26 protein-coding genes are annotated in these 26,442 nt (G+C 60.3%); 9 read left to right on the forward strand and 17 right to left on the reverse strand.

Annotated elements, in window-relative coordinates; translation table 11 throughout:
* The first annotated feature begins 91 nt into the window (after positions 1–91).
* Complete coding sequence (locus tag HB633_RS17260; RefSeq protein WP_213779382.1) at positions 92–814, forward strand: hypothetical protein; 723 nt, start codon at positions 92–94, stop codon at positions 812–814.
* A 30-nt stretch (positions 815–844) separates the two neighbouring features.
* A complete protein-coding gene (locus HB633_RS17265; RefSeq protein WP_213779383.1) occupies positions 845–1,393 on the forward strand; it encodes a hypothetical protein in 549 nt (182 codons plus the stop codon).
* Positions 1,394–1,450: 57 nt separating this feature from the next.
* Here HB633_RS17265 and HB633_RS17270 read toward each other — a convergent pair whose 3' ends face one another.
* From HB633_RS17270 to HB633_RS17285, 4 genes are all read right to left on the reverse strand, one after another.
* Positions 1,451–1,981, reverse strand: coding sequence for a chromate transporter (locus HB633_RS17270; protein ID WP_213779384.1), 531 nt, complete (start codon positions 1,979–1,981; stop codon positions 1,451–1,453).
* Positions 1,978–2,550 carry a chromate transporter gene (locus HB633_RS17275; protein WP_213779385.1) on the reverse strand — a complete coding sequence of 191 codons (573 nt, stop codon included), beginning with the start codon at positions 2,548–2,550 and terminating at the stop codon, positions 1,978–1,980. Before HB633_RS17275 ends, HB633_RS17270 begins: the two co-directional genes overlap by 4 nt.
* Positions 2,551–2,644: 94 nt before the next feature.
* Positions 2,645–3,592, reverse strand: coding sequence for a 2-dehydropantoate 2-reductase (panE, locus tag HB633_RS17280; RefSeq protein ID WP_213779386.1), 948 nt, complete (start codon positions 3,590–3,592; stop codon positions 2,645–2,647).
* Positions 3,593–3,667: 75 nt separating this feature from the next.
* Complete coding sequence (locus HB633_RS17285; RefSeq protein ID WP_213779387.1) at positions 3,668–4,003, reverse strand: hypothetical protein; 336 nt, start codon at positions 4,001–4,003, stop codon at positions 3,668–3,670.
* Between the two features lie 406 nt (positions 4,004–4,409).
* Here HB633_RS17285 and gndA point away from each other — a divergent pair, with 406 nt between their 5' ends.
* The 3 genes from gndA to HB633_RS17300 all read left to right on the forward strand — a co-directional run bounded on the left by gndA (position 4,410) and on the right by HB633_RS17300 (position 7,686).
* Entirely contained in the window at positions 4,410–5,816 is a 1,407-nt protein-coding gene (gene gndA, locus HB633_RS17290) for an NADP-dependent phosphogluconate dehydrogenase (RefSeq protein WP_213779388.1), read from the forward strand.
* Between the two features lie 174 nt (positions 5,817–5,990).
* Entirely contained in the window at positions 5,991–6,560 is a 570-nt protein-coding gene (locus tag HB633_RS17295; RefSeq protein WP_213779389.1) for a DUF4365 domain-containing protein, read from the forward strand.
* On the forward strand, positions 6,550–7,686 hold the full coding sequence (locus HB633_RS17300; RefSeq protein ID WP_213779390.1) for a hypothetical protein: 1,137 nt from the start codon (positions 6,550–6,552) through the stop codon (positions 7,684–7,686). Before HB633_RS17295 ends, HB633_RS17300 begins: the two co-directional genes overlap by 11 nt.
* 41 nt (positions 7,687–7,727) lie before the next feature.
* Here the strand turns inward: HB633_RS17300 and HB633_RS17305 are convergent, their stop codons facing one another.
* The 9 genes from HB633_RS17305 to HB633_RS17345 all read right to left on the reverse strand — a co-directional run bounded on the left by HB633_RS17305 (position 7,728) and on the right by HB633_RS17345 (position 18,072).
* Complete coding sequence (locus HB633_RS17305) at positions 7,728–8,783, reverse strand: sugar phosphate isomerase/epimerase (protein ID WP_213779391.1); 1,056 nt, start codon at positions 8,781–8,783, stop codon at positions 7,728–7,730.
* A gap of 63 nt (positions 8,784–8,846) precedes the next feature.
* Positions 8,847–9,797 (reverse strand): substrate-binding domain-containing protein, encoded by a 951-nt coding sequence (locus HB633_RS17310; protein ID WP_213779392.1) that lies wholly within the window; start codon positions 9,795–9,797, stop codon positions 8,847–8,849.
* A gap of 63 nt (positions 9,798–9,860) precedes the next feature.
* On the reverse strand, positions 9,861–10,883 hold the full coding sequence (locus HB633_RS17315) for an ABC transporter permease (protein ID WP_213779393.1): 1,023 nt from the start codon (positions 10,881–10,883) through the stop codon (positions 9,861–9,863).
* Positions 10,864–12,351 carry a sugar ABC transporter ATP-binding protein gene (locus tag HB633_RS17320; RefSeq protein WP_213779394.1) on the reverse strand — a complete coding sequence of 496 codons (1,488 nt, stop codon included), beginning with the start codon at positions 12,349–12,351 and terminating at the stop codon, positions 10,864–10,866. Before HB633_RS17320 ends, HB633_RS17315 begins: the two co-directional genes overlap by 20 nt.
* Position 12,352: 1 nt before the next feature.
* Positions 12,353–13,372, reverse strand: coding sequence for a LacI family DNA-binding transcriptional regulator (locus HB633_RS17325; RefSeq protein ID WP_213779395.1), 1,020 nt, complete (start codon positions 13,370–13,372; stop codon positions 12,353–12,355).
* A gap of 280 nt (positions 13,373–13,652) precedes the next feature.
* Complete coding sequence (locus HB633_RS17330; protein WP_213779396.1) at positions 13,653–14,027, reverse strand: hypothetical protein; 375 nt, start codon at positions 14,025–14,027, stop codon at positions 13,653–13,655.
* An 11-nt stretch (positions 14,028–14,038) separates the two neighbouring features.
* A complete protein-coding gene (locus tag HB633_RS17335; RefSeq protein WP_213779397.1) occupies positions 14,039–14,917 on the reverse strand; it encodes a hypothetical protein in 879 nt (292 codons plus the stop codon).
* 440 nt (positions 14,918–15,357) lie between these two features.
* Positions 15,358–16,707: a glucarate dehydratase gene (gene gudD, locus HB633_RS17340; protein ID WP_213779398.1), complete on the reverse strand. Its 1,350-nt coding sequence runs from the start codon at positions 16,705–16,707 to the stop codon at positions 15,358–15,360.
* A gap of 27 nt (positions 16,708–16,734) precedes the next feature.
* Positions 16,735–18,072, reverse strand: coding sequence for an MFS transporter (locus HB633_RS17345; protein WP_213779399.1), 1,338 nt, complete (start codon positions 18,070–18,072; stop codon positions 16,735–16,737).
* A gap of 256 nt (positions 18,073–18,328) precedes the next feature.
* On the opposite strand from HB633_RS17345, the gene HB633_RS17350 reads away from it, so the two are divergent.
* The 3 genes from HB633_RS17350 to HB633_RS17360 all read left to right on the forward strand — a co-directional run bounded on the left by HB633_RS17350 (position 18,329) and on the right by HB633_RS17360 (position 21,155).
* Positions 18,329–19,657, forward strand: coding sequence for an MFS transporter (locus HB633_RS17350; RefSeq protein ID WP_213779400.1), 1,329 nt, complete (start codon positions 18,329–18,331; stop codon positions 19,655–19,657).
* A gap of 25 nt (positions 19,658–19,682) precedes the next feature.
* Positions 19,683–20,381 (forward strand): FadR/GntR family transcriptional regulator, encoded by a 699-nt coding sequence (locus HB633_RS17355; protein ID WP_213779401.1) that lies wholly within the window; start codon positions 19,683–19,685, stop codon positions 20,379–20,381.
* A gap of 69 nt (positions 20,382–20,450) precedes the next feature.
* Positions 20,451–21,155, forward strand: a complete 705-nt coding sequence (locus HB633_RS17360) for an SAM-dependent methyltransferase (protein ID WP_213779402.1) — start codon at positions 20,451–20,453, stop codon at positions 21,153–21,155.
* On the opposite strand, the gene HB633_RS17365 is transcribed toward HB633_RS17360, so the two are convergent.
* The 4 genes from HB633_RS17365 to HB633_RS17380 form a co-directional block, all read right to left on the reverse strand.
* Positions 21,152–22,930 carry a cytochrome c biogenesis protein DipZ gene (locus tag HB633_RS17365; protein WP_213779403.1) on the reverse strand — a complete coding sequence of 593 codons (1,779 nt, stop codon included), beginning with the start codon at positions 22,928–22,930 and terminating at the stop codon, positions 21,152–21,154. The two genes, HB633_RS17360 and HB633_RS17365, sit on opposite strands and share 4 nt — an antisense overlap.
* A 36-nt stretch (positions 22,931–22,966) precedes the next feature.
* Complete coding sequence (gene msrB / locus HB633_RS17370) at positions 22,967–23,482, reverse strand: peptide-methionine (R)-S-oxide reductase MsrB (RefSeq protein ID WP_213779404.1); 516 nt, start codon at positions 23,480–23,482, stop codon at positions 22,967–22,969.
* Positions 23,483–23,826: 344 nt separating this feature from the next.
* Entirely contained in the window at positions 23,827–24,354 is a 528-nt protein-coding gene (locus tag HB633_RS17375) for a hypothetical protein (RefSeq protein WP_213779405.1), read from the reverse strand.
* Between the two features lie 224 nt (positions 24,355–24,578).
* Positions 24,579–25,400 carry an SDR family oxidoreductase gene (locus HB633_RS17380; RefSeq protein ID WP_213779406.1) on the reverse strand — a complete coding sequence of 274 codons (822 nt, stop codon included), beginning with the start codon at positions 25,398–25,400 and terminating at the stop codon, positions 24,579–24,581.
* A gap of 127 nt (positions 25,401–25,527) precedes the next feature.
* Between HB633_RS17380 and HB633_RS17385 the strand changes: the two genes are divergently transcribed.
* The gene (locus HB633_RS17385; protein WP_213779518.1) at positions 25,528–26,442 is read left to right on the forward strand and encodes a LysR family transcriptional regulator; all 915 of its coding nucleotides are present in this window, start codon (positions 25,528–25,530) and stop codon (positions 26,440–26,442) included.

Raw genomic sequence — 26,442 nt, forward strand, 5'->3', positions numbered from 1 at the left:
TCCGAAAACCCTTTCCCGATAAGGCTTTCGCGCATGGCATAGGGCTTGCAAAGTATGGCTGTCACCACTTGCAACGCTGCCGGAGCCAGACATGAAAGCACTCGCCATCGCACTGAAATCAGCCGGCTTGATCGCCGTCATCACGGGCGCAGTCACGTGCGCTGCACAGAATGCACCGATGCCCCCGGACGCCGCACCGCCACCGGTTGCAGGCAACGCGCCGCCGCCTCCCTTGGACCCCGGCGCCGCGCAACCCGCGACTACCGCGAGCGTGACCACGGGCGTGGTCAAGCGATACCTCATCAATCCGGAAGGCGACATAGACGGCTTGCTTCTCGGCGACGATTCCCTCGTCCGCTTTCCGCCGCACGTGGGCGCGAGCGTCGCGGCAATCGCGGCGCCGGGCGACAGCATTCGCGTGAACGGCTTCGCCGAACCCGGAGGCGCGCTGCGCGTACAACAAGTCACCAACACGCGCAGCGGTCAATCGGCCATCGACCAGCCGCCGGCCGTCAATACCCAGCGCCTGCCGCCGTCGCTTCGAGGGGTGGGCCTCGTGAAGCTCGATGCCAGCGGCCGTGTGCTCAAGGTGACAACCGCGCCGCGTGGCGAACCCGACGGCGTGCTGCTCGCCGACGGCACCGTCATCAAGCTCACGCCGCCCGGCGCGCGGCAATTTCCCGCGCTGCTGCAACCGGGCGCGCTGGTCGCGGCGCACGGATACGGCACACGCAACCGTTTCGGGCAATCGCTGCAAGCTACGTCCTTCGGCACGCCCGGCAATCTGACGCCGCTTTACGGCCGCGTCGACTGAATTTTCCCCACTCTTCTCAAAGGAGCACTCATGCATTGGATCGATCCCGCCAGCCTGCCGGAAACACGTGGCAAGGTCACGCAATTCCTGTTGAATCCGCACGGCGATCTCGACGGTGTCATATTGAATACCGCCGATGGCAAGCTGCAAGTTCACTTCCCGCCGCACATGACCAGGCAGATCGCAAAGCACATCACGTTGGGCAACACCATCCGCGTGCGTGGCGTCAAACCGCGCGGCGCGAACGTCATCGCGGCGGTATCGCTGACGAGCGCGCAAGGCGTGGAGCTTATCGATGAAGGCCCGCAACATCACGCGCCAAAGCCCGAGAAAGCCGAAGGCAAGCCGATGGACATTCAAGGTGAAGTGACCTTGTCGCTCTATGGCCCGAAGGGTGAGTTGCGAGGCGCATTGCTCGACGATGGCACGTCGCTGCGCATGCCGCCGCACGCCGCGGCCGAACTGGCGGACTACTTGAGCCCGGGCGCGTTCGTGCAGGCGTGGGGACACGGCGTGAAGAACAAATATGGTCGCACCATCGACGTCCATGACATCGCCAATCTCGTCGATGCCGCCTGAGTCGTCCATCTAGGGCGACTCAAGCTTCACGTTCGAGCATCGGCGGCCTGGCATCGTTCAAAACTGGCCGAAGCCAGTCAGCCCGATCAGGCTTCCCAACGCCAGCAACCACAGCGGATGCACCTTTGTCTTGAACGACAGCAACGCGACTACCGCCGTAATGCCGCCAAGCACCCACTGCGTGTCCGACGCCTCCGCGATCAGCGCGGCGCTTGCCGCGAGCAAGCCCGCGGTCATCGGAACGAGGCCGAGTTGTACGTATCGACGCCACGGATGGTGCTTGAAGCGCTCCCACGCGTGCATGGCCGCGATGGTCACGACCGACGACGGCCCGAACTTCGCAATCGATGTCACGATCACACCCGGCCAGCCCGCCACGTGCCAGCCGACCAGCGTCACGATCATCATGTTCGGTCCCGGCGCGGCCTGTGCAAGCGCGAACATCGCGGAGAAATCCGCCTTCGACATCCACTGATGCACCTCGACCACTTGCCGCTGCATCTCGGGCAAGATGGAATTGCCGCCGCCAAACGCGAGCAACGAAAGCTGGCTGAAAATCGCGGCGAGGGAAGCAAGATCGTGGTTCATCGGCTGACCTCGCGATTCGTTTTCGACGCGATGAAAATCGATACTGGCGTGAGGACGAGCATCACCGGCAACAGCGGCAAGCGCAGCAACGCGATCGCGACGAAAGCCAGCACGGCGACGACCGCCATCGACAATTTCTTGCGCAACGGCCACGCGACTTTCACCGCCATCGATACCAGCAGACCCGCGGCAGCCGCCGCCAAACCCGCGAACAGATGGCGAATGTGCACGTCGTTGTGCGTGCGCTGATAAAGCACGCCGAGCGCAATCACGATCAGCGATGGGCCCACGAGCAGGCCAAGCAGACCGGCGAGCGCGCCCGGAATACCGCGAAACTTCATCCCGATCGCCACCGACAAGTTGATGACATTTCCGCCGGGCAGGAACTGGCAGAGACCAAGCAGATCGGTGAATTCTTCAGGGCTGAGCCACTTGCGGCGTTCGACGACTTCGCGGCGTGCCAGCGGCAGTGCGCCGCCGAAGGCGGTCAGCCCCAGCGTCAGGAAGCCGATGAAAATTTCCGCTACGGTCGGCGGCGCGGATGGCTGTTCGTGAGCGTCTTCGTGCATTGATCGCGATGAGTGCTTTGGAAAGCGAAAGAGGGTACCGCTTTATTCTCGCGGACTCAAAGCATTGACTTCGACAGCCTCGCCGTTTCCGAGCCTAGGAGGCCTTCGCGTTGATTCGATCCCGTCGCGATTCGTAAGCTTTCAGATGCGTGTAAGCGGTCGAGAATATCGGCGCGTGTTGCTCCTGCTCCGCCAACTTGCCGCGCGCAATCAGGTCGCCCACCACGTGGTCCGCCTCGATGCGCGCGCCGTTTTCCAGGTCCCGCAGCATCGAAGCCGTGATGCCGGAGCCGGCTTCGGTCAGCATGGAATGCGTGCGCTTCACGGCGGCTTCGCCCGGCGGAAAACCGTTTGCGGCGGCGATGGCGCGGGCTTCATCGAAGAGATCGAGCAGCAGTTTTTGACCGCCCGGCGCCGCGATGATGTCGCCCACCGGCGCGCGCATCAGGCACGTTCCGGCCGCGAGCGTGGCAAGGAAGGTCCATTTTTCCCACATGGACTGGAGGATGTTCGGGCTTGCGATGGCATCGAATTGCGCGCCTGTCAGCTCGGCCGTGATCGCCTCGATGCGCGCAGAGCTCCCGCCCGCCCGCTCGCCAAATGTCAGGGAATGCAGCTTGTTCAGATGCACGACGGTGCCATCGGCGTCGAGCGTCACGGCCGCGACGCATTGGCCGCCAAGCACGCGGTCTGGGCCGAACTGCGTTTCGAGCACGTCCAGATGATGCATGCCGTTGAGCAGCGGCAGGATGGCGGTGTTCGGACCGACCGAGGTTTTTATCGATTCGATGGCGCCGTCCAGATCGTAAGCCTTGCAGCTGAGCACGATCAGGTCGAACGGTTCGCTTACATCTTTTGCCAGCACGACGGGCGGGTTGGGTATCGACAAATCGCCGTTCGGGCTGCGCAGGTTGAGGCCCGCCTTCGCAAGTTGCGCGGCGCGCCGTTCGCGCACGAGGAACGTTACGTCTCGTCCGGCATCCAGCAGCCGTCCGCCAAAATAACCGCCGATTGCGCCCGCGCCCACCACCAGAATCCGCATGTGCTGCTCCTGATTAGTCTGATTTTTTTGCGCACGGAATTGGTTTGGTCCGTACGCCGCTTTTGCTTACGGCGGTCAAGCTTGCCAGACGCCGTATCCTGCTTCCCGCAAACCTATGGCCAGCTCCACTTCCATTTCCCGCGCGCCTTCGTAAGGCATCGGGTTGTACAGCTCGTACAGCTGCGGCAACAGGCGCAGCCCGAAATCGCGTACATAACGGTTCGACTGAATGCCGGCTTTGTGTTTATCGAAACGAACGTCCGGATCGATGCCCGTCATGCCCACATAGACAAACGGCTTGCCCAGCACGTAATCCGGATTGGCGCGCCGGAAACGCGCTTCGTTCCAGACTGGATCGGCGAGTTCGATGACGTACACGTGATAGTGATGAATCTTCTTTCGAAGCGCCATGCGTTTGCCTTGGTGCGCCTTTTCGCGCGAACCGGTCCTGGAACGGGCTGGGACGCTCATTCTAGACCGGCGCTGAACGAGGCGCTTGCCGGAGCCGATTCCACGATGTGTTTTGCCGGCTTACGCCCGTGCAACCTGCCTGTGCGGCGCTCCGAACCGCAACCGATGTCTGCCAGTTACGTGTCAAAGTGGTAATCTCGCTCGGTCTGCGCGTTCCGCGCGGCGTTCGGCGGGTAGCAGCGGCGGCAGATTGCGCGCTGCCGGGCCCAAGTGCCCGGGGGCCACCCGCATGGTGGCGAGGATGCCCGGCCGGAACGCCGTCGCGGGCACCGCCCCCATTGACACAAACGCATCCGCAGCGTACGCGGCCACGAACCGCAAGCGCTCCGGTCATTCGGAGAGAAACATGAGCAAACAAGCAATCGGCGTTGTCGGCCTCGCCGTCATGGGACGCAATCTGGCTTTGAATATCGAAAGCCGTGGGCATGCGGTATCGGTCTACAACCGCAGTCGCGAGAAAACCGACGAGCTGATCGCCGAGCATCCCGACAAAAAGCTCGTGCCTTCTTACACGCTGGAAGAATTCGTCGAGTCGCTGGAAAAACCGCGCCGCATCCTGCTGATGGTCAAGGCTGGTCAGGGCACCGATGCAACCATCGATTCGTTGCGCCCGTTGCTTGAAAAAGGCGACATCCTGATCGACGGCGGCAACACCCATTTCACCGATACCATCCGCCGCAACACCGACCTCGCGAAGTCGGGCCTGCATTTCATCGGCACGGGTGTATCGGGCGGCGAGGAAGGCGCGCTGAAAGGCCCGTCCATCATGCCGGGCGGCCAGAAGGAAGCCTACGACCTCGTCGCCCCGATCCTCACCGAGATCGCCGCGAAAGCGCCGGACGGCGAGCCGTGCGTTGCGTACATGGGCCCGGACGGCGCGGGACACTACGTGAAGATGGTGCACAACGGGATTGAATACGGCGACATGCAGCTGATCGCCGAGAGCTACGACGTGTTGAAGCGCGTGGCGGGTTTGTCGAACAAGCAACTGGGCGACGTTTATGTCGAGTGGAACAAGGGTGAACTGGATAGTTACCTGATCGAGATCACGTCGAAGATCTTCTCGAAGAAGGACGAGGAAACCGGCAAGGATCTAGTCGATGTCATTCTCGATCGCGCCGCACAAAAAGGCACCGGCAAGTGGACGAGCCAGAACGCGCTCGATCTCGGCGCACCGCTGCCGCTGATCACCGAAGCCGTGTTTGCGCGCGTGCTGTCGTCGCTGAAGGATCAGCGTGTGGAGGCGAGCAAGCAGTTGAAGGGACCGTCGCCGAAATTCGATGGTGACCGCAATGCGTTCGTGGAATCCGTGCGGCGCGCGTTATTCCTGAGCAAGATTGTTTCGTATGCGCAAGGCTTTGCGCAGTTGCGCGCGGCATCGGAAGAATACAAATGGGATCTGCAGTACGGCCAGATTGCGAAGATCTTCCGTGCGGGTTGCATTATCCGCGCCGGTTTCCTGCAAAAGATCACGGATGCGTACAAGACGAACGCCGACTTGCACAACTTGCTGCTCGATCCGTATTTCAGCGACATCGCCGCGAAGTACCAGGATGCGTTGCGCGAGGTCGTGGTCGCTGCGGTGAAGGCGGGCGTGCCGGTGCCGGCGTTTTCATCGGCCGTGGCGTATTACGACAGCTATCGCTCGGAGACGCTGCCGGCAAATCTGGTGCAGGCGCAACGTGACTTTTTCGGCGCGCATACGTTCGAGCGCGTGGACAAGAAGGGAAGCTTTCACGCTGACTGGTCGTAAGGGCTTCAGAAGCACCTGATTGTTGGTGTTCTAACGCCGGCGCATTCGCGTCGGCGTTTTGTTTTTCTAGCTGCACAAAATTGCCAAATTTTGTCGCGCCGAAAATTTCATCAGGCGGCGTTTTTCGCTTCCCGCTAGCATTTCCTGTCGATAGGAAACATTAGCGGGAGAATCATGGCCACTGCACTTTCAGTACTCAACAGAGAATCGGAGCTGAGCTACGCTTATCTCCACGCAATTGCGTCGCACGCAGGGGTCAACTGCAAGATCAGCAACTGGCACGACGACAATGCCGGCATCGACGCCATTCTTACGGGCTGGGAACCGTTTCCGAATGGCGGCGCCTTGACCGAGGTCGACATCAAGGTTCAATTGAAGGCAACCGTCAAAGTGCCGTTCGACGACGGCGAATCGCTCTCCTACTTCCTCCCAGGGACGCAACAGTACGATGCCCTGCGCCGTGAGACGCACGCGTCGCCGCGAATACTCGCCGTGCTGTTCCTGCCTCCGAACGCCGAGGACTGGCTGGAGCATTCCGAAGAGCAATTGGTGCTTCGAAAATGCGCCTACTGGGTCAGCTTGCGCGGCGCCCCGGCCACGAACAACGCAGCGGGAGTCACCGTGAAGATCCCGAAGAACCAGACGTTCGACGGAGCCGGTCTCATGCAACTCATGGCAAGCATCTCGCGACGCGAGATCCCTGTTTATCGAAGCCTTTCCGATCAGGTGCCCCATGACGCTTAGTACGCTATCTCCGTCAGGCCTGCGCGATTTCATTCAATCGCTCGGATGGCAATTGCTGCCCGATGGCATGGTGGATGGACTGTACGTGTTCAATCACGTTTCAGCGCCGCGTCGCCAGATTGTCATTCCCATGGACCATCACGCGCCGGACTACGCGGAGGCGTGCGAACTCGCCATGTCCAAACTCGCAGACCTGCAAGGCATGAAGCCGGCGGATTTGGTTCAGCTTGCCGCAATCTCGCGTGACGACTCCATGTATTACCGGGTGACGGGCAGCGGCGTGCTCAGTGAAGGCTTGCCTTTGTCGTTTGCAGCGTCGTTGCTTTTGGGCGCCGAACAGATCCTTCTCGCTTCGGCTTGCACGGTATTGCGACCACAGGCCCATCATCCGCGTCTGCACAGGGGCGAAGCCACGCAGCTTGCAAGCCACGCGAGGCTCGGTCACACAGAGCGTGGTAGCTTCGTGGTGCGCGTGTCGTGCCCGGTCGATGCCATGGAAACGCCATCCACACTGGCGCTTACCAACCCCAACGAGTCCTTCGTTCGCATGACCATGCTGAGTGCGCGGCGCGGCGTGCGAGACCTCGTCGATGCTATCGAGACAGACACGCTTACGCGCTTCGTCGATTTGCAGAAAGGTGCGCGCTCACCCGTCGTTTCCTCAAATTTGTGTGAGGCGCTGACGCGTATGCATGACGAAGAGATGCAGAACACCATCGACCTGTCATTCCGTTGGGCAACGACTGTGGCGTTGCCGCAAGATATTCCCACGAGCGAAAGCATACGGATCAAAAGCGATCACTTTGGGCGTATAGAAGAGGTGCGCCGTGAGTTGCGCGATGTCGAGCACGATCGCGACGACGTATTCATTGGAACCGTCGAGCACTTGAACGGGCAATTCGACATCGAAGGAAACCGGGCGGGCGAAGTTATCGTTGGGTTGCTTCAGCATGACAAGGAAACAATCAAGGCACGCGTCGTACTCAACCACGAACAGTATGCAAAGGCAGTTGCGGCCCATCTCGACGATCGCACTTTTGTGCGGATCGCGGGGCGGCTACGTCCCGGGCGTCAACCGCGTGTGCTGGTTGACGTGACAAGCTTCACTTTGATTGGTCCGGGGTGATCATGCGCGCGAGCGCAACGGCAATACGATGTGTAGGCACGCTACCCCCGGATCCCCAGCACCTCCCGTAAAACCTCACCGTTCGCACCGCTTCCGGCGAAGTCATCGAAAGCACGATCCGCTACGCGAATAATGTGTTCGCGTATAAAGGTCGCGCCTTCGCGCGCGCCATCTTCCGGATGCTTCAGCGCGCATTCCCACTCGAGCACGGCCCAGCCGGGAAAATCGTACTGAGCCATCTTCGAAAAAATCGCGCCGAAGTCGATCTGCCCGTCGCCGAGAGAACGGAAGCGGCCCGCGCGGTCCACCCAGCCCGAGTAACCGCCGTACACGCCTTGCCGGCCATTGGGCCGGAACTCGGCGTCCTTCACGTGAAATGCCTTGATACGCTCATGATAGATATCGATGAACTGAAGGTAGTCCAGTTGTTGCAGCAGGAAATGGCTGGGATCAAAAAGTATGTTGGCGCGCGGATGATGATCGACGGCATCTAGAAACCGGTCGAAGGTCACGCCGTCATGGAGATCCTCGCCAGGGTGCAACTCGTAGCACACGTCCACGCCGGCTTGATCGAAAGCATCGAGCAACGGACGCCAGCGTGTGGCGAGTTCACTGAACGCGGTTTCGATCAAACCTTGCGGGCGCTGCGGCCATGGATACAAATACGGCCACGCCAGCGCGCCTGAAAACGTCACATGCGCGTCCAGGCCCAGGCGTCTGGACGCGGTTGCCGCGAACCCGACCTGCTCGATCGCCCACGCCGTGCGCGCCTCCGGATTGCCGCGAACATGCTTTGCTGCGAAGCCATCGAAGAGCGTGTCGTAGGCGGGATGAACCGCCACGAGTTGCCCTTGCAGATGCGTCGATAACTCCGTGATGCACACGCCCGCGTCGTCCACCACACGACGCAGATCATCGCAATAAGCATCGCTTTTCGCCGCCTGCTCGAGATCGATCAGGCGTGAATCGCACGGAACCTGAATGCCTTCATAGCCCAGCCCCTTCGCCCAGCCTGCGAGATGCGCGAGGTTGTCGAATGGCAATTCATCGCCGAGGAACTGCGCCAGGAAAATGGCCGGGCCTTTGATGGTTTTCATGATCGTCGATCCACGAACGGGTGCGCTCAACTGCTATTTGACTGCTATTCAAATCGATGAAACTCAGAACGGCGAGTTCGGATAATAGAATTGCTTCGCGTTTTCCTTCGTGATCAGCACCGACGGAATGATGGTCGTGGCCGGCAGCTTTTCACCCTTCAAGCGGGCTTCGGCCGTGAGCTTGATCGCGTCGTAAATGAACTTGGGCGAGTACGACACGTCGGCTTGAACCCGCTTGTCGCCGTCCATGATCCGCTTGACCGCTTCCTTCGATCCCGCGCCGCCAAACACCTCCTTGATGTCCGTGCGCTTCGCCTGATCGATGGCCTTCAGCACGCCGATCATCATGTCGTCGTCGGCGGCCCAGACCGCGTCGATGTGCTTGAAACGCGTCAGGTAGTCCTGCATCACCTTGAACGCGTCATCGCGATTCCAGTTGGCGTATTTCGCGTCGAGGATCTTCATGTCGGGATGCTGCTTGATCACCGATTCAAACGCGGTCCAGCGTTCGTTATCGAGCGTCGTGGGGATGCCGCGCAACGCGACAATGTCGCCCTTGCCATCCAGCGTCTTCGCCAGATATTCGGCCGGCAATTTGCCGAACGCGGTGTTGTCGCCGGCAACGTACGCGTCCTGCGCGCTGGTATCGGTCAGACCGCGATCCACCACCGTCACATACACGCCCTTCTTCTTGACCTGCGCGACGGGCTGCGTCAAAGAGGCTGATTCAAACGGGAAAATAACCAGCGCATTGATCTTGTTGACCGTCACGAGATCCTGCAACTGGTTCGCCTGTTCTGGCGCACCGCCAGCAGTCTTGACGATGATCTTCAGATCCGGATGCGCCTTTTCCAGCTCCTTTTTCGCCTCGTTGGCCCACCACACGATACCCCCCGTAAAGCCGTGCGTGGCCGTTGGAATGGCGACGCCGAGCGTGACTTTATCGGCGGCGATGGCCGAGACGGCGCTCGCCGCCAGCGTCAATGCGCCGAGTGCGCGAAGAATGTTTTTCATTGCTGTGTCTCCATTGTCATGACAGGCGCCTGATAGGGTTTCAGGGCACGGTTCGAACAGACTTCAACGACGTCCACGCTGTAAAAACGCTACGAAAATAATCACGGCGCCCTGCACTGCCGCGTTGAGATACACGCTGATGATGCTGGTGAGATTCAGGATGTTGGCAATCACGGACAACAGGATTGCGCCGATCACGGTTCCGATCACACGTCCTTCACCGCCTCTGAGCGCCGTGCCGCCGACGACCACGGCCGCGATCGCTTCGAGTTCCCAGAGCAGGCCCGTGGTGGGCGTCGCGGACCCGAGGCGCGGCACGTACAACACGGTCGCGACGCCAACGCAGAGACCGAGCAGCACGTACGTGACGATCTTCACGCTATCCACGCGAATCGCGGCGTAGCGCGCAACCTGTTCATTCGATCCGATCGCCTGGACGTGCCGCCCGAACACGGTGCGATTCAGCACGACCACGCCGCCCGCCGCGACGATCAGGAACACCCATATCGGCACAGGAATGCCGAAGAGACTTGCGTAATACACGGGACCGTAGAGATCGGACAAGGTGTTGTCGAGCGTGAGCGCGCCGCCATCCGCGAGCCACGTCAGCACGGCGCGAAAAATCCCGAGTGTCCCAAGCGTCACGATGAACGGTTCTATGCGCCCTTTCGTCACAAGCAGACCATGCGCCAAACCGAAAAGACCCCCTAATACGAGGGCTAAAACGATACCGATCGCAATGATCGTCAGCGGCGCGAAGCTGTGTCCGCCGACACCGTGGGCGAGCGTGTTCATTGTCCAGATCATGCTGCCGGCGATCAGCGCGGCCATCGATCCAACCGACAAGTCGATCCCGCCCGAGATGATCACGAACGTCATCCCCACCGCAATGATGCCGATGAACGATGTCCGCGTGAGGACGTTCATCGCGTTGTCGAAGGTCGCGAAATCGGGATTGAGCAGCGTCCCGCCAACGCACAACGCGATCAACCCGAGCAACGGCCCGACGCCATGCAGGCGCCGCGCGAGGCCGCCGAGGCGGCTGCGTTTCGATACTTCCACGCCTTCAGTGTGTGCCGGTCGCATGCGCGATCAACCTCTCTTCAGTGAGTTGTTCCGAGCCCAGCGTCGCGACGAGATGTCCGCCGCGCATCACCGCCACGCGATGGCACAAGCCAATCAGCTCGATCAGTTCGGACGAGATGACGATGACCGCACGCCCTTCCGCGGCAAGCGCGTGGATCAGGAAATAGATATCGCGTTTTGCGCCGACATCGACGCCGCGGGTGGGTTCGTCGAGCACGACCACGCGCGGATCGGGATGCAGGAATTTTGCGAGCGCGAGTTTTTGTTGATTGCCGCCGGACAACATGCGCGCCCGGCTCGCGAGATTGCCCGTGCGGATGCCGAAATCCTGAACGGCTTTTTGCAGCGCGTCGCGTTCCGCGTTGCCGTCGAGCAAGGGATGTGCGTAGCGCTCGAGCGTCATCATCGTGAGGTTGTCTTTCAGCGCCATATCGACGTGCAGGCCGCGGCCTTTACGGTCTTCACTCAAGTACGTGATGCCGTTTTTCATCGCCGTGCGCGGGTTACGTGGGTTGATCTGAAGACCCTCGAGTTCGATTCGACCTGCAGTCAGTGCACGCAGACCAATCAGCCCTTCGAACAATTCCGTACGCCCCGCGCCGACGAGTCCCGCGAAACCAAATACTTCGCCCGCGCGCACCGAGAAGCTGACGTTGTCCGCCCAGCCAGGAACGAACGCGTTATCGACCTTGAAAGCAATAGGCGCATCCGTTGCAAGCGGCGGCTTGTCGGGAAACATGTCCGATACTTCTCGCCCTACCATCTGGTTCGCCATCTGCTGGCGCGACGTTTCAGCGGTCGGACTGCGCGTGACGAAGCGGCCATCGCGCATCACGATCACTTCGTCCGTCACGCGCTCCACTTCATCGAGCTTGTGCGAGATATAGACGATCGTCACGCCGTCCTCTTTCAGCCGCGCCATCAAGGCAAAGAGGCGTTGCGTTTCGGAGGGCGTAAGCGTTGCGGTCGGCTCGTCCATGATCAGCAGGCGGGCATCGCGCAACATTGCTTTGGCGATCTCGACGAGCTGCTTTTCCGCGACGATCAAATCACGCACGCGTGTGTCCGGATGCTGATGCAGGCCGACATCGGCGAGACGCGCGCGGGCAGCTTCGCGCATGGTGGGTTCATCGAGGAAAAAGCCGCGCCGCTTTTCGTGCCCAAGAAACATGTTCTGCACAATGCTCAAATGATCCGCGAGATTCAGTTCCTGATGAATCAGCACGATGCCCGCGGCTTCGGCGTCGCGGGAACTTTCGAATGACTGGACCACACCGTTGATCGATAACGTGCCGGTCGTCGGCCGTTCATAGCCGGCGAGAATTTTCATGAGCGTCGATTTACCCGCGCCGTTCTCGCCGAGCAAACCATAGACGCGGCCCGGAGCAAGATCGAACGTGACGCCATGCAGCACGCGCACGGGGCCGAACTGCTTGGCGATGTTGTCGAAGCCGACAGCGAGGCTCATGTCACGCGCTCCTTCGTATCATCAGCTTGTGCGGCAGCAACACGCCAGGCACTTCTGCACGCGGATCACGCAGGCGCTTGAGCAGCAGATGCGCAGCCGTTTCGCCGAGCTCGCGCATGGGTTGCGCGACGGTGGTCAGCGGCGGATCGATCTGCGCGGCGACGGCGATGTCGTCGAACCCCATCACCGCCATGTCGTCGGGAACGTGCAGTCCCGCGCCGCGCAAGCCGTTGATCACGCCGATGGCGAGCGTGTCCGACACCGCGAAAACGGCCGTTGGACGGTTGCGTCGAAGGCGCGAGAGTGTGTGCGCTGCAGCTTCGCCAGCGGCATAGTCGAGCGTATTCAGGTCGATGTGCCATGCCGGATCCGGTTCGATACCCGCCGCGCTCAGCGCATCTCTATAGCCTTCCGCGCGCTGCCGGCCGTATAGGTAACCTTGGCCCGAATTGATCAGCGCAATCTTTTTGTGGCCGCGACTGAGGAGATGGCGCACGGCATCGCCGGCTGCCTTGTGGTTATCGATGCCGACATAAGGCACGCCCGCCACAGGATCGAACTCGCAACATGCCACCCACGGTAGCGCCGAGGCCTCTTCCACGAGAGCTTTTTGTACAGCGGCCGGGTCGAGACAGATGGCGCCATCGGCACGGCGCCCGCGAAGCAAATCGAAATAGCTGCGCTCGCGGCCGGGGTCGGCGCCCGTGTCGCACAGCAGCATAAAGTAGCCGTTTTGGCGCGCGACGCTGTCGATGCCCTGCACGATCGCCGAATAGAAGGGATTGCCGAAGTCAGGGACCATGGTGAGCAGCAGGCGGCTTTCCGCAGTGCGCAGGTTGCGCGCAAGTTCGTTCACGCGATAACCACTCGCCGCGATCGCCGCGAGGACCTTGTCCCGAGTCGGCTCGCGCACGTTGGTATGGCCGTTGAGCACGCGCGATACCGTCGCGACGGAGACGCCGGCTTTTAGCGCGACGTCGGAGATCGAGATTTCATCGGCAACGCGAAACGATTCGGGCATGGGTTTTGATTTCCCCTCAGATCTTCTCGTTCGCGCAGCAGAATGTAATGGATTACATTATTGGTGGGAGTGAAGGGATTTTGCGATAGGGATTAACGCGAAGGGGGAGGCGTGGTGCACTTATTGAAGCTCTGATTATCTTCGTCAAACGTGATCGACACGCCTCTCGGCTTTCGCGTGGTCAAAATATTCTCCATGCCTGCGAGACGGCGTCAGCCTTCGGCCAGCGTCACACTTGTCCGCGCCTGCTTCTCAAAAAAAGCGCGCGCGGCCCATCGTTTTAATCGATTTGCGGTTCGCTTTCACTTTTCGAAAGCTTTCTCACGAAGTCAAATTCGATATACATTTCAGCGCCTAGCGATGCTGATACAAATGCGATCTGCTTGCCCTTATGTTCATTCTTCCAGTAGGTAGTTTCCAGCTTACTTGCGGCTTCGGTGTAGTCTCGGCTGCCCGGTTCAAGAATTGAAATGCTGTAGACGATGTTTTGCATCACCATTTCTGTCAAAAGGAAACGTGTAGTGCCGTCGAAGATCAGTGTAAAGATTCTCCCCTCCAACCTTAACCGCAGACTAACAGTATTGCTTAAGTGGTCAGCCTCTACGGCGACGATGTAAGCGTCGTGGAGTTCTTCAAAAATTTTCGGATTCGTCATATTTATCATCTCTAGTATGGCATCGGCGAAAACGGCGCGACGGCCCAGTCTCGATTACCGCCGACCCAGTTGTGAGCGTGGGGCTTGACACCCCCATGTGGATGGTCAAAATCCAAATCTATATAGCCTTTACCGTCACTGCCATATAAGCGCATTTGTCCGCTTCCGGGGTTCGTGTACCAAGAACCCGGCTCGCCATTGTTTGGGGTCTTCGCAATTTCGAAACTGTCGTCAAAGCTCGGCATGTCGCCAAGCTTAAACGGCGCCCCGCCCCCTAGCGGCGTACTTGCCTTGTCTGCAAGTTCGCCAAGCCCGGACGGGACTGTTTGCATTGCGTGGCGTCCGGCATTCGCGCTACGCGCGACCATGCTCACTACCGAGAGAAGAAACGGCATTTCCGACTCTTCCACGGTTTCGAACGGCGACGGACTTACCCGCGCTTCCCGCTCGATCCTTGCATCAATCGTTGCATTGTATTTGCGCAGCGATTCACGATCCGCATCCAGGAGCGCGTTGTAATCGAACGGCGGCGTATCCGGCCTATCTTGTCGCGCTGGCGGATCAAGCGTGAAGCCGCCGTTCTCAAAAGCATTCGTTGTCGCGCCGCCTTCCTGCAAGACATCGACTGCGCCATCACGCACGTAAGAGAGCAACGTTTGCAACGTGTCCCGGGCGCTACTGTCTGATTGGGAATACCACGAAAAGCCGCCCCTCAAAAACGATTCGACGCGCGCCACAAGCTCCGCGTTTAACTCCCATATGTGCATGTCGGCGGCCATTAGCATGGCGCGCCCCGCCTTGGATTTATCGGCGTCATCGCTGAAGCTGAAGCGTTGGCCCTTGCGCATTACGTAACGGAAGCCGTTGTAACGCGTTAATTCGGTTGTCATCCTGATTATTTCGTTGTTGTAACGCTCGTTACGCTAACGCACTTTTCCGCGCGCCCATCTCAAAAATGGCGCGTGGTTAAAGGTTCATGCTGATACTGGATTTAAGGACGACAACTTGCCTCAAGTGGCGAAAGGGAAACGAAGCAAAGAGAACGCCTCTGCACCACGGGCACATAAGTATCCCGAGCGTGCAGTTTAGGACTGTTTGGGCCCCAAACGCACGCTCGGCGCATAGCGGCGAACCCTGGACCCCTGCCCTCCGTCAACGGCAACCCACACGCTTCGCCAGTGTGAGTAGCCGTCTCTATGAAAAACAGGCTTGTGCACGTTCATGCGCAAGCGACGGGTTTGCGCTTACCGGCTCGGTCGGGTTCTGTGCTTGCCGGAGAAATTCTACAGCCGGACCTCTCGTTGAAGCCGCAGATATGGAGACCCAGTTTCTACCTGACAAGACTCGGCTTCTTGTTATCGAACTTCCAGTTCGGAATCAAAAACTGCATCGCTACGCCGTCATCTCTCGCCCCGAGTCCATGCTGCTCGTACAGCGCATTCGCCTTCGCGAGTTCATCCAGATCGAGCTCAACACCCAGACCCGGTTGCTCCGGAACCTTCACCTTGCCGCCAACAATCTGCAACGGATTGCGCGTCAGGCGCTGACCATCCTGCCAGATCCAATGGGTATCGATGGCGGTGATTTTTCCCGGCGCGGCCGCCGCCACTTGCGTGAACATCGCGAGCGAAATGTCGAAGTGATTGTTCGAATGCGATCCCCATGTCAAACCCCACTCGTTGCACATCTGCGCCACGCGAACCGAACCCTGCATCGTCCAAAAATGCGGGTCTGCTAGCGGAATGTCGACCGATTGCAACTGGATCGCGTGGCCCATCTGGCGCCAGTCGGTCGCGATCATGTTGGTCGCGGTCGGCAAGCCGGTCGCACGCCGGAATTCCGCCATGACTTCGCGTCCGGAATAACCGTTTTCCGCGCCGCACGGATCTTCCGCGTACGCCAATACGTGATGCTGGTCGCGACACAAACGGATCGCTTCGGCCAATGACCACGCGCCATTCGGATCGAGGGTGACACGCGCCTTCGGGAAGCGTTCGGCCAGCGCGGTAACGGCTTCGATTTCGGCATCGCCCGAAAGAACGCCACCCTTTAGCTTGAAGTCGTTGAAGCCATAACGCGCCTGAGCCGCTTCGGCAAGCCGGACCACGGCTTCAGGAGTCATCGCTTCTTCGGTACGCAAGCGGTCCCAGTCGTCGTTAACATCGGCGCCGCTCGCATACGGCAAATCCGTTTTCTTGCGGTCGCCAATGTAAAACAGATAGCCGAGCATTTCGACTTCATCGCGTTGCTGACCTTCGCCCAGAAGCGCCGCGACCGGCACGCCCAGGAGCTGGCCAAGCAGGTCGAGCAGCGCTGCCTCCAGCGCCGTGACCGCGTGGATGGTCGTACGCAGGTCGAAGGTCTGCAAACCGCGGCCGCCTGCATCGCGGTCGGCGAACTGCGTGCGCGCCCGGTTCAGGATCGCCTGCAAATTGCCGATGGACTGACCGACGACCAAAGGACGAGCGTCATCGATGGTCTTGCGGATCGACTCGCCGCCCGGCACTTCGCCAACGCCCGTGTTGCCGGCGCTATCGGTGAGGATCACGATATTGCGGGTGAAGAACGGGCCGTGCGCGCCGCTCAGGTTCATCAGCATGCTGTCGCGGCCGGCGACGGGAACGACGCGTAATTCCGTGACGGTCGGGGTGGTGGTGGATTTGACTGGAGTCATCGACATGATTTGGGACCCGAAAAGTTGGAGGGATCAAAGCGCTCGGCTGGGCACGTGCTCGCCCATTGCATCGCGATCGATCCGACGGTTGCGTGTCAGGAAACAAGCGGCGGCGGCAATCAACGAAGCGAAGCCGAGGCCGTAAAGTCCGCCCGTGATCGAGCCGGTATGTTGCTGCAGATAGCCGAAGGTCGCCGGCGCGAAAAATCCGCCGAGGTTGCCAACCGAGTTGATCAGCGCAATGACACCGGCTGCCACACGGGCATCGAGGTAGCCCTGCGGAATCGGCCAGAACAACGAAGCGGCGGCCTTGAAGCCAATTGCGGAAAAACAGATCGCGACAAATGACAGAACCGGATTCCCCGAAGTCGATGCAAACAGCCCGCACGCCGCTATGACGAGCGCGGCGGCAAGCCATGCCTGCTGGAAACGCCAACGTGCCGAAAGGAGCGCGAAGCAATACATCGCGACCATCGCAATGAGCCAGGGCACCGCGTTGAACATGCCGACCTGGAAGTCACTCAGCCCGCCCATCTTCCGGATGATCGTTGGCAGCCAGAATGTCGCTGCATAGATGGTCAGTTGGATCGCGAAGTACAGCAGGCAAAAAAGCAGGATCTGCGGGTCCTTGAGAAGCTTGAGCGTGGGCAAATGGTGCCCGCCTCCGAGGGCTTCCCGCTCAGCCTGTTCGTTTGCGATGGACGTCGAAAGCGCGGTTTGCTCTGCCGGGCTCAGCCATTTTGCGTCCCTGATATGCGATTTGAGCAACATCCAGCTGACGCCGCACAGCACGACCGAAAAGCCGCCTTCAATCAGAAACATCCATTGCCAGCCATGAAGCCCGAAGCCACGAATGGACAGAAGCGCGCCGGTGATGGGTCCCGACAAGACTGATGCAAGCGCTGAACCGCCCAGAAATACCGCAACAGCCTTGCCGCGCTCTTTTTGCGGGAGCCATTGCGTGAAATAGAACACCACGCCCGGAAAGAACCCCGCTTCAGCTATACCCAGCAGAAAACGCAGCACGTAGAACGACGTGTCGTTCCAGACGAACGCCATCGCCGCAGCAACAATGCCCCACGTCCCCATGATCCGCGTAAGCCAGACGCGCGCGCCGTACCTCTGCATCAGAACGTTGGAGGGCACTTCGAACAGCGCGTATCCGATGAAAAACAGCCCGCTCCCCAAACCATAGGCAGCGGCTCCGATTCCAAGGTCCGCCTGCATGTGCGAATTGACGAAGCCGATGTTCACCCGGTCAATGTAATTCGCAATGAACATGATGAGGACAAGCGGCAGCACATGGCGCTTTACCTTCGATACAGCTGAATCGAGCACATCGGTTGCGGGTGTGGCAAGGGCAGACGTCAAGATTGTCTCCAGATGGGCCGTGTGGTTGGCCCGGGTCAAACTCCATAACGTCACCGCCCAAGGCCGGTGATCGATTTATGTTGTCTGACGACAGTCTACTTGGCATCGATAATTATTCCAACGACGTGTTTACCCTATCCCATCTCCTATCTACAGGCGGTGTATCGCGGATATACTGACACCCGAAAAACCAAGCTTGCCCAGATGAGCTAGGACGTCAGATGACTTGATTGTCAGAAATAGTTTTGGAGACGACATGGAAACGCAACCTGCGGCAAACGCCTCGCCACTCAGCACACCAGTGGCGGATTTAACCCTGGCCGGCGAAAACGAGCTTTATTCGCTGGTTACCCGCAGATTGCTGCCCGTGCTGCTGACCGCTTTTTGCATTGCCTATCTGGACCGGATCAACGTTGGCTTGGCCAAGCTCCAGATGGCTGCGGATCTGGGCTTCAGCGACGCGGTGTATGGATTCGGCGCCGGCATTTTCTATCTGGCGTATGCGATCTTCGAAGTGCCGAGCAACCTGATCATGCATCGCGTGGGCGCGCGCCGGTGGATCGCACGGATCGCGGTATCGTGGGGCCTCGTTTCCATGTGCATGTTGTTCGTGCGCGCGCCTGCTTCGTTCTACGCGCTGCGATTGCTGCTGGGCATGGCCGAATGTGGTCTTTTCCCGGGCATCATCCTGTACCTCACTTACTGGTATCCGGCTCATCGGCGCGGGCGCATCGTGGCGTTGTTCATGGCTGCCCTGCCCATTTCCGGACTGGTTGGCGGCCCGCTTTCAGGCTGGATCATGCAGCGCTTTGCTGGTATGTCGGGGCTGCATGGCTGGCAATGGCTCTTCTTCCTCGAGGCGTTGCCGGCCATTGCGATCGGCGTGGTCATATGGTTCGTGCTTCCTGACCGCGTCAATGACGCCAGGTGGCTGACCGATGACCAAAAGCGCGTGATCTCGCGGAACATCGCGACTGAAAATGCCGAAAAACCGAGCGCGAACACAAGCAGCGTGTTCACCAATCCGCGCATGTGGCTGATGAGCCTGATGCTGTTCGCGTTCGCTACGGGCAACATGGGCATCAGCTTCTGGCTACCGACCATCGTGCAGCGTGCGGGTCATGGAAGTTCGCTGAGCGTGGGCTTGCTGACCGCCATTCCTTACGCTTTTGCCGCGGTCGCAATGATTGCGTTGTCGATGAGTTCCGACAAACGGCGCGAGCGCCGCTGGCATCTGGCGCTGCCCGCGTTCGCCGGGGCCGCGCTGCTTGCGCTCAGCACGGTCTGGAGCAACGACCTCACTATGACGATCGTCACGATGACCGCAGCCTCGATGTGCGTGTTCGCAGTCGCACCGCTGCTCTGGGCGCAACCCACCGCCTTGCTGAGCGGTGGCGCCGCGGCCGCCGGAATCGCAATGATCAGTTCGCTCGGCAACCTCGCGGGTTTGTTTTCGCCGTCATTGTTTGGCTATCTCACCGTGCGAACGCACAGCACGTCGGCAGGCATGTTCCTGCTGGCGGGATTCATGCTGCTGGGTGGCCTGCTCTCGCTCGTCACGCCAGGACGTCTGGTCAACAAGTAATATCTTTTTATAGCGCGATTCCACAATGAGCATCCTTACCGACAAAGTCATTGCGACCGTCTCGGACGACATCCAGCGCGGCACGCTTCGGCCTGGCGACAAGGTCCCGACCGAAGTAGCGCTGATGAAGCAGCTATCAGTCAGCCGTTCAGTCGTGCGGGAAGCCATGTCGCGCTTGCAGGCCGCGAGAATTGTCGAGACGCGTCACGGGATCGGCACGTTCATTCTGGGCGCGAATCAGTCAGAGAGCTTGCGTCTGCCGGCATCCGACCTTTCGGACATGCTGGACGTCATGGCGATCATCGAGTTCCGGATAGACATGGAAGCCGCAGCCGCGGGGCTCGCGGCCGGCAGACGCACGGACCAGCATTTGAAACTGATCGATGCCGCGCTCAGACGTTTCGAAGCCGAACTCGAACGGGGCAGCACGGACGTGGTGGCGCACGACGTCGAATTTCACATCCAGATCGCCCGCGCCAGCGGCAACCGTTATTTCGTCGATGTCCTGAGCCAGCTGGGCCGTGCGGTGAGTCCGCGCACGCGACTGGGATCAACCGAGATTGCGGAGCTCGACCGCGTGGTGCATCTTCGAAATGTCCTGGCGGAGCATCAGCAGATTTATCGGGCGATCGTGCGTCAGGATGCCGACGATGCACGCGCAGCAATGCGGATGCACTTGAGCAACAGCCGCGAACGGCTAAGGCGGGCGCACGGGAAAACCTGAAAAGCCAAATCTAGAGTGCAAACAGGAAACGGGCGCATACTACGTCCCCGTCCTCTCCCTGGCCGTTCAATGCCCGGTTACCTGACCAAGCAGCAGAACATCACCGTCACCGGCGTAGACGACCTGATCATCCGTTCGCTGCTCGACCTGCAGCAATTCTCCGACCCTTCCGGCGACGCCGAGCGCATCGGCATCTCGTCCGCCATGTGGCCGTTATTCGGCATGCTGTGGCCATCGGGCGCGCATCTCGCCGCGCGGCTCGCGTTGCGTCCCGTGCTCGCCCGCGAACGGATCCTCGAAATCGGCTGCGGCCTTGCGCTGGCAAGTCTCGTTGGGCATCGGCGGGGGGCGGATGTCACGGCAAGCGATTGCCATCCGCTGACGGCGACTTTCCTCAGCGAAAACCTGCGTCTGAACGACCTCCCGCCGATGAAATACCTGCACGGCAACTGGTCGATCCCGGAGCTGGAAGACGCGCTCGAGGACACAGCGGGACGGAGTATCGTCAATGGCCGATTCGACCTGATCATGGGCAGTGACCTGCTGTACGAACGCGATGCCAACGCGACACTTGCGGCGTTTATCGGCTTGCATGCGACGCCTGCGGCCGAAGTGTGGATCGTGGACCCGGACCGCGGCAACCGCGCCGCGTTCAACCGGCAGATGGGCGACCGCGGTTTCCAGATGCGCGAGGAACGCCTCGACCGCATTGCTTTCGACGATACGGCCGCGTACAAAGGCCGCTTGCTGATTTATCGGCTGAACAACATCTAGCCGAACGTAAACGCATAAGCCTCCACGCCCGGTTCCAGAAATTCGATGCTGAACGTGCGATCCCTGACATCGCCCGGTTGCCGTACGAGCTGATAAAGACGCTGTTCCGTCACCGTCCCGGTGCCGTCGGCGGCGATGTCGGTGCCGTGGGCATCGCCGGGGGCGGCGCCGTCTATCGACACACGGAACCTGACGGGCTTGCCGTCCTTGCCTGGTCCCAGCACGAGATGCAAATCCCGCGCATGGAATCGATACACAATGGTCCCGTTCGATCCCGCCAGCGACGCTTCTTCCGCGCCCACCTTCCACGCACCGGCAAGACCCCAGTTGTTCAACGAAAGCTCGCCGGGGGCCGCATACGTGTGGACCTTGTCGTGCGACTCGCCGCCGCGCCCGGCGAAATTTTCCGCACGCTCGTAGCCAAGGTAGGTTTCCGGTGAGCGCATGTCGGCGCTGTCGGCGGATTGCTGCACGCCCCGAGCGTCGGTGTTGGTCATGGCCGTGCCGACATCGGTATGACCAGCTTCTTTCAGCAATTGCTGGATCACTTCTTCGGAGTGCGCATAATCGCCTTCGCCGAAATGATGAAAACGCACTTGCCCTTTTGCATCGATAAAATAATGGGCCGGCCAGTACTGGTTGCCAAACGCGCGCCAGATGGCGTAGTTGTTATCGATAGCCACCGGGTAATCGATACCCAGATCGTGCACGGAACGCTTGACGTTATCGACGTTGCGCTCGAACGCAAACTCGGGCGCGTGCACGCCGATCACGACGAGTCCCTTGTCACGATACTTCTGCGCCCACGCTTTCACATACGGCAGCGAACGCAGGCAGTTGATGCACGAGTACGTCCAGAAGTCGACGAGCACAACCTTGCCGCGCAAATCCTCCGCGCTGAGCGGCGCCGAGTTGAGCCATTGGACCGCGCCGGACAGCGGCGGCAATTGGCCTTCAACGGGCAGCGGGGTACTGAACGTGGCGCGCATCATCGCGGGCGAATCGGTAGTTGCGACCGTGCTCGCTGCGTTCGTCGCGGCTGGCGTCGATCCCGGCGAAAAACGGTCGACCAGTTTTTGCTCAAGACCACCCGTTGCAACGGTCGATACACGTGCGAGGACGCCGGTATCGAGTCCCAGCGAGATCGCGACAACCCCAAGCAACATGGCCGCGCCAATGCCGCGCCTGATCCACTCACCCGCGCCCAGCGATCGTTTCATGGCGGCGAACACCCGGCCGCCGATCAGCAACGCCACAGCCAGCGACGTCGCCGCGCCGGCCGCATAAGCCGCGAGCAGCAAGGTGGTGCCGACGCTCGCGCCACGCAGCGCGGCGCCGGTCAGGACGAGACCGAGGATCGGACCGGCGCAAGGCGCCCACAGCAATCCCGTTGCTATGCCAAGCAGAAACGATGAGCCCGCGCTGACCCGTTGTCCATCGGCTTGAGCGAATTCCGTGAGACGGTTGCCTGCGCTTACGAACGGGCGCATCACGCGTTCGGCGAAACTCGGCAGCAGCAATGTCAGCCCGAAGACGGCAATCAACGCAACCGCGAGCCAGCGGCCGTACTGGTTCGCTTGCGTGACCCAGCCGCCGCCGACTGCCGCGAGCGTGGCCACGACCGCGAAGGTCAACGCCATGCCGGCAAGCAACGGTAAACCGCTGCGCACGAACGGCTGGTCCGCGCGCGAGAACACAAAGGGCAGCACAGGCAAAATGCACGGGCTCAAAATGGTGAGCGCGCCGCCGAGGTAAGCAAGGATGATGAGCAGCATGAGCTAATGGATCTCGATATTCAGGGCTTGTGGCGCTCAGGCGGCGCTGGGTTTGAAGGTCATCGCGAGGCCGTTCATGCAATAGCGCAGGCCGGTGGGTTTGGGGCCGTCATCGAAGACATGACCGAGATGGCCGCCGCAACGCCGGCAATGAACCTCGGTGCGCGACACGCCGAACGACAGATCCTCGCGCGTGGCGACTGCGTGATCGAGCGGCGCCCAGAAGCTCGGCCAGCCGGTATGGCTTTCGAATTTCGTGCGCGACGAAAAGGCGTCGAGCTGGCATCCCGCGCACGAAAACACGCCACTGCGATGTTCGGCGTTGAGCGGACTGCTGTAGGGCCGTTCCGTGCCTTCGTGCCGCAACACGTTGTATTGCGCCGATGTCAGCTGGCTGCGCCATTGATCGTCGGTATGGACCACTTCGAACGATTCGCCCGCGTTCGCCGCCAACGCCGACCTCACGCCCGGCACCTCGCGTCGCTTGAACGCGGCTATTGCAGCGGTAGCCAAAACGCTGCCGGCGAATAAGAACTGGCGTCTGCTGGTCATGATGTGCTCCTTAACAAAACTCACTGCTTGAGCGACAGAAGAACGTTTGGACATGCTGATAAACAGGCAAACACGCTTGACGCAGCTTTAATCCCTGGCGGCGTAAAAATGTTCTTTTTGTGCCTGAAAAACGGCCCGCGTTCAGCTGCTTCTAATAGCTAGTTCGTCGTGAAGGCGCGAGCGGTTACATTACATCGATCGAATTTATCGATCAATTCGCTATATTTTACGAAATATAGCGAAATGCCTGATTCGGCGACGATGTGAGAAAGCAGCGGGGAGCCGCAAACGAATTGCGCCCGGAACCGGGCGCAAGGTAATTTCAAATCAAGGAGGTCGAGGCTTCACTTCACCATATAACCGCGATCCGTCATGCATTCGCTATATGCGCGCCAGTATTGCACCATCGGCGGCTCGGGCGGCGGCAGGGCGGGCATGGGCGCGTCGGTGGATGAAGAACTCGCGTTTGCGACGGCGCGTGCGTCGGAGGCAACACCCGGTTTTGCGGCCGATGCCGATCCGGACGCCATCACCGGCGCCGAAGCAGAGGCAGCCGCAGAAGCCGTCGCCTTGCCCGTGGCGGAAGCGGGATAAACCGCCGAGGCGCCCGAAGCCATCGCCGATGGCAACGGCGCCGCCACCGCAACCTGCTTCACGGTGCCCGGCTTGGTCGTCTGCGGTTTGATCGGGGCTTGCGAGACCTTCGCCATGTTCACGCCGGTGTGCTGATTGGCGTAGCTGTAGCACATGGCGTTATCGATACTGACTTGTGCCGAATTTTGACTGCGCATCGGGAACGCGGGCGGCTGCTGGGCGAACGCGCTTGCGCTCACGCACAGCATGGCAATGCCGGCAGACAGGGGAATTCTCATAGCTCATGCACTCCGGAAACTGGATTGGCCTGACAGGGCCGGACCGCGCTGAACCAGGTAGCGGTCCATGCGTGGTCAAACGAGCTTTCACCATACTGTCGGTGCACCGGGCCCGTGCGAAAGACTATCGCAGTAATCCGCCAACTCTTCGCGTTTCTGGCCTGTTTGGCGTGCTGGACCACTTTTCATCGCGCATTGGCCTGCAGTCTGTTGCGTGAAAACCCTTAAACCGAGGGAAACTTCGCTCGCATGAACTCGATGTATTCCTGGTCAGACAGCGTGCGGCGGGCTTGCACAAAACCACGCGAATCGTCGCCAATAAGATAACGCAATTGGTCCGTACCATCGGTTGCGGCCTCGTGGATGAGTGCCGCGACATCGTCTGCGTGAATGGTGCTCGCCGCCGCGAGCGCGCCGAACGCCGCCGCCGTGCGTTCGACAAAACCATCGTAACTGCCAAGCTTCTCGTCCCGGACATGGCTTTCCAGCGAACGCGCGTTGAAGTTCGTGCTGGTCACGCCGCCATGCGGGATCACGAGCTTCACGCCAATTCCCTGCGATGCCAGTTCGTACGACAACGCCTCGGAAAACCCTTCGAGCGCGAATTTGCTCGCGCAGTAGAGCGAGATCATCGGCAGGGTGAAAATGCCAGCACCCGAACTGACGTTCACGACCACGCCGCTTTTACGCGCCCGGAAATGCGGCAGCACGGCGCGCGTGACGTCCATGACGCCGAACACGTTGACATCGAATTGCGTCTGGATGTCTTCACGCGAGAGCGCTTCGAACAGGCCGTATTGCCCGTAACCGGCGTTGTTCACCAGCGCATCGATACCCCCGAACCGTGCGATGCCCGCATCGACGGCAGCGAGAATGCTGCCGCCATCCTGCACATCGAGCCGTGCAACAAGCACGTTGTCAGAGGCCAAGATCGGGTCCGGCCGACGCATTGTCGCGATGACGTTCCAGCCCTTCGCGGCAAACAATCCCACACTCGCCCGGCCAATGCCCGACGATGCCCCGGTAATCAAAACGGTCTTGCTCATGATCGCGATTTCCTTCAGTGAATGAAAACATGCGATCAAGATAAGGCCCGTGGATCAGTGAGACAATACGCACACCGCTGCACGGGTTGATGCAGAAAATAGCACAATAAACGAACAGTGAGACATGATGAGCCGAACGGGCCTGACCGAATTAAGCGCAGTAACGGCCGTCGCCGCGCATCGCAGTTTTCGCGGCGCGGCAGCGGAACTTGGGATGTCGCCCTCGGCGTTGAGCCACGCGGTCGCGGCGCTCGAGCAGCGCATGGGTGTGCGGCTGTTTCATCGGACCACGCGCAGCGTCTCGCTCACCGAAGCCGGCGAGCAGTTTCTCGCGCGCGTCAGTCCTGCGTTGCGCGAAATCTCGGCGGCAATGGAAGACGCCAACTTGCATCGCGAAACGCCGGCGGGGACGCTGCGCATCAACGCATCGGAAGGCGCGGCGCTGGAGTTGATGAAGCCGGTCGCCTACGCATTTCTCACGCGTTATCCGGATATGAAACTCGATATCGTGACGGAAGGCAGGCTGGTCGATATCGTCGCGGAAGGTTTCGATGCCGGCGTGCGTGTGCTCGACATGGTGCCGCAGGACATGATCGCGGTGCCGTGCAGCCGGCCGGTGCGCTTCGCGGTGGTGGCGTCGCCTGAGTATTTCAGGAAGGCGAAACAGCGCCGCCCAAAAGTGCCCGACGATCTGCGGGTGCACGAATGCATCCGCGCGCGCTATTCAAGCGGCGGCGTGTACAAATGGGATTTTGAAAAGCGCGGCGAGCGGATTGAAATCGACGTAAAAGGCGCGCTCACGCTCGACAACCATCACCTGATGCTCGACGCCGCGTTGAACGGCGTGGGCCTCGCGTGGATGAGCGAATGGTCGGTGGCGGAATACATCGCTGCGGGCCGCCTGGTTCGCGTGCTGGAAGACTGGTCGCCGCCGGGTCCCAGGTTGTATCTGTACTACCCGGGGCATCGGCATGTGCCGGCGGGATTGCGCGCTTTTATCGATGTAATCCGCGAGTTCAATCCAGCGCCGGCACGCGCCTAG

The sequence above is a fragment of the Caballeronia sp. dw_276 genome (assembly GCF_018449635.1).
In the GTDB taxonomy this organism is placed as follows: Bacteria; Pseudomonadota; Gammaproteobacteria; order Burkholderiales; family Burkholderiaceae; genus Caballeronia.

Excerpts from the sequence above, each read along its gene's own strand:
- HB633_RS17265 (WP_213779383.1), top strand. The coding sequence starts at position 845 with ATGCATTGGATCGATCCCGCCAGCCTGCCGGAAACACGTGGCAAGGTC.
- HB633_RS17260 (WP_213779382.1), top strand. The coding sequence starts at position 92 with ATGAAAGCACTCGCCATCGCACTGAAATCAGCCGGCTTGATCGCCGTC.
- HB633_RS17275 (WP_213779385.1), bottom strand. The coding sequence starts at position 2,550 with ATGCACGAAGACGCTCACGAACAGCCATCCGCGCCGCCGACCGTAGCG.
- HB633_RS17320 (WP_213779394.1), bottom strand. The coding sequence starts at position 12,351 with ATGAGCCTCGCTGTCGGCTTCGACAACATCGCCAAGCAGTTCGGCCCC.
- HB633_RS17355 (WP_213779401.1), top strand. The coding sequence starts at position 19,683 with ATGAGCATCCTTACCGACAAAGTCATTGCGACCGTCTCGGACGACATC.
- HB633_RS17325 (WP_213779395.1), bottom strand. The coding sequence starts at position 13,372 with ATGCCCGAATCGTTTCGCGTTGCCGATGAAATCTCGATCTCCGACGTC.
- HB633_RS17360 (WP_213779402.1), top strand. The coding sequence starts at position 20,451 with ATGCCCGGTTACCTGACCAAGCAGCAGAACATCACCGTCACCGGCGTA.
- HB633_RS17330 (WP_213779396.1), bottom strand. The coding sequence starts at position 14,027 with ATGACGAATCCGAAAATTTTTGAAGAACTCCACGACGCTTACATCGTC.
- HB633_RS17300 (WP_213779390.1), top strand. The coding sequence starts at position 6,550 with ATGACGCTTAGTACGCTATCTCCGTCAGGCCTGCGCGATTTCATTCAA.
- HB633_RS17295 (WP_213779389.1), top strand. The coding sequence starts at position 5,991 with ATGGCCACTGCACTTTCAGTACTCAACAGAGAATCGGAGCTGAGCTAC.
- HB633_RS17310 (WP_213779392.1), bottom strand. The coding sequence starts at position 9,797 with ATGAAAAACATTCTTCGCGCACTCGGCGCATTGACGCTGGCGGCGAGC.
- HB633_RS17380 (WP_213779406.1), bottom strand. The coding sequence starts at position 25,400 with ATGAGCAAGACCGTTTTGATTACCGGGGCATCGTCGGGCATTGGCCGG.
- HB633_RS17375 (WP_213779405.1), bottom strand. The coding sequence starts at position 24,354 with ATGAGAATTCCCCTGTCTGCCGGCATTGCCATGCTGTGCGTGAGCGCA.
- HB633_RS17365 (WP_213779403.1), bottom strand. The coding sequence starts at position 22,930 with ATGCTGCTCATCATCCTTGCTTACCTCGGCGGCGCGCTCACCATTTTG.
- HB633_RS17385 (WP_213779518.1), top strand. The coding sequence starts at position 25,528 with ATGAGCCGAACGGGCCTGACCGAATTAAGCGCAGTAACGGCCGTCGCC.
- HB633_RS17285 (WP_213779387.1), bottom strand. The coding sequence starts at position 4,003 with ATGGCGCTTCGAAAGAAGATTCATCACTATCACGTGTACGTCATCGAA.
- panE (WP_213779386.1), bottom strand. The coding sequence starts at position 3,592 with ATGCGGATTCTGGTGGTGGGCGCGGGCGCAATCGGCGGTTATTTTGGC.
- msrB (WP_213779404.1), bottom strand. The coding sequence starts at position 23,482 with ATGACCAGCAGACGCCAGTTCTTATTCGCCGGCAGCGTTTTGGCTACC.
- HB633_RS17315 (WP_213779393.1), bottom strand. The coding sequence starts at position 10,883 with ATGCGACCGGCACACACTGAAGGCGTGGAAGTATCGAAACGCAGCCGC.
- HB633_RS17335 (WP_213779397.1), bottom strand. The coding sequence starts at position 14,917 with ATGACAACCGAATTAACGCGTTACAACGGCTTCCGTTACGTAATGCGC.
- gndA (WP_213779388.1), top strand. The coding sequence starts at position 4,410 with ATGAGCAAACAAGCAATCGGCGTTGTCGGCCTCGCCGTCATGGGACGC.
- HB633_RS17350 (WP_213779400.1), top strand. The coding sequence starts at position 18,329 with ATGGAAACGCAACCTGCGGCAAACGCCTCGCCACTCAGCACACCAGTG.
- HB633_RS17305 (WP_213779391.1), bottom strand. The coding sequence starts at position 8,783 with ATGAAAACCATCAAAGGCCCGGCCATTTTCCTGGCGCAGTTCCTCGGC.
- gudD (WP_213779398.1), bottom strand. The coding sequence starts at position 16,707 with ATGTCGATGACTCCAGTCAAATCCACCACCACCCCGACCGTCACGGAA.
- HB633_RS17270 (WP_213779384.1), bottom strand. The coding sequence starts at position 1,981 with ATGAACCACGATCTTGCTTCCCTCGCCGCGATTTTCAGCCAGCTTTCG.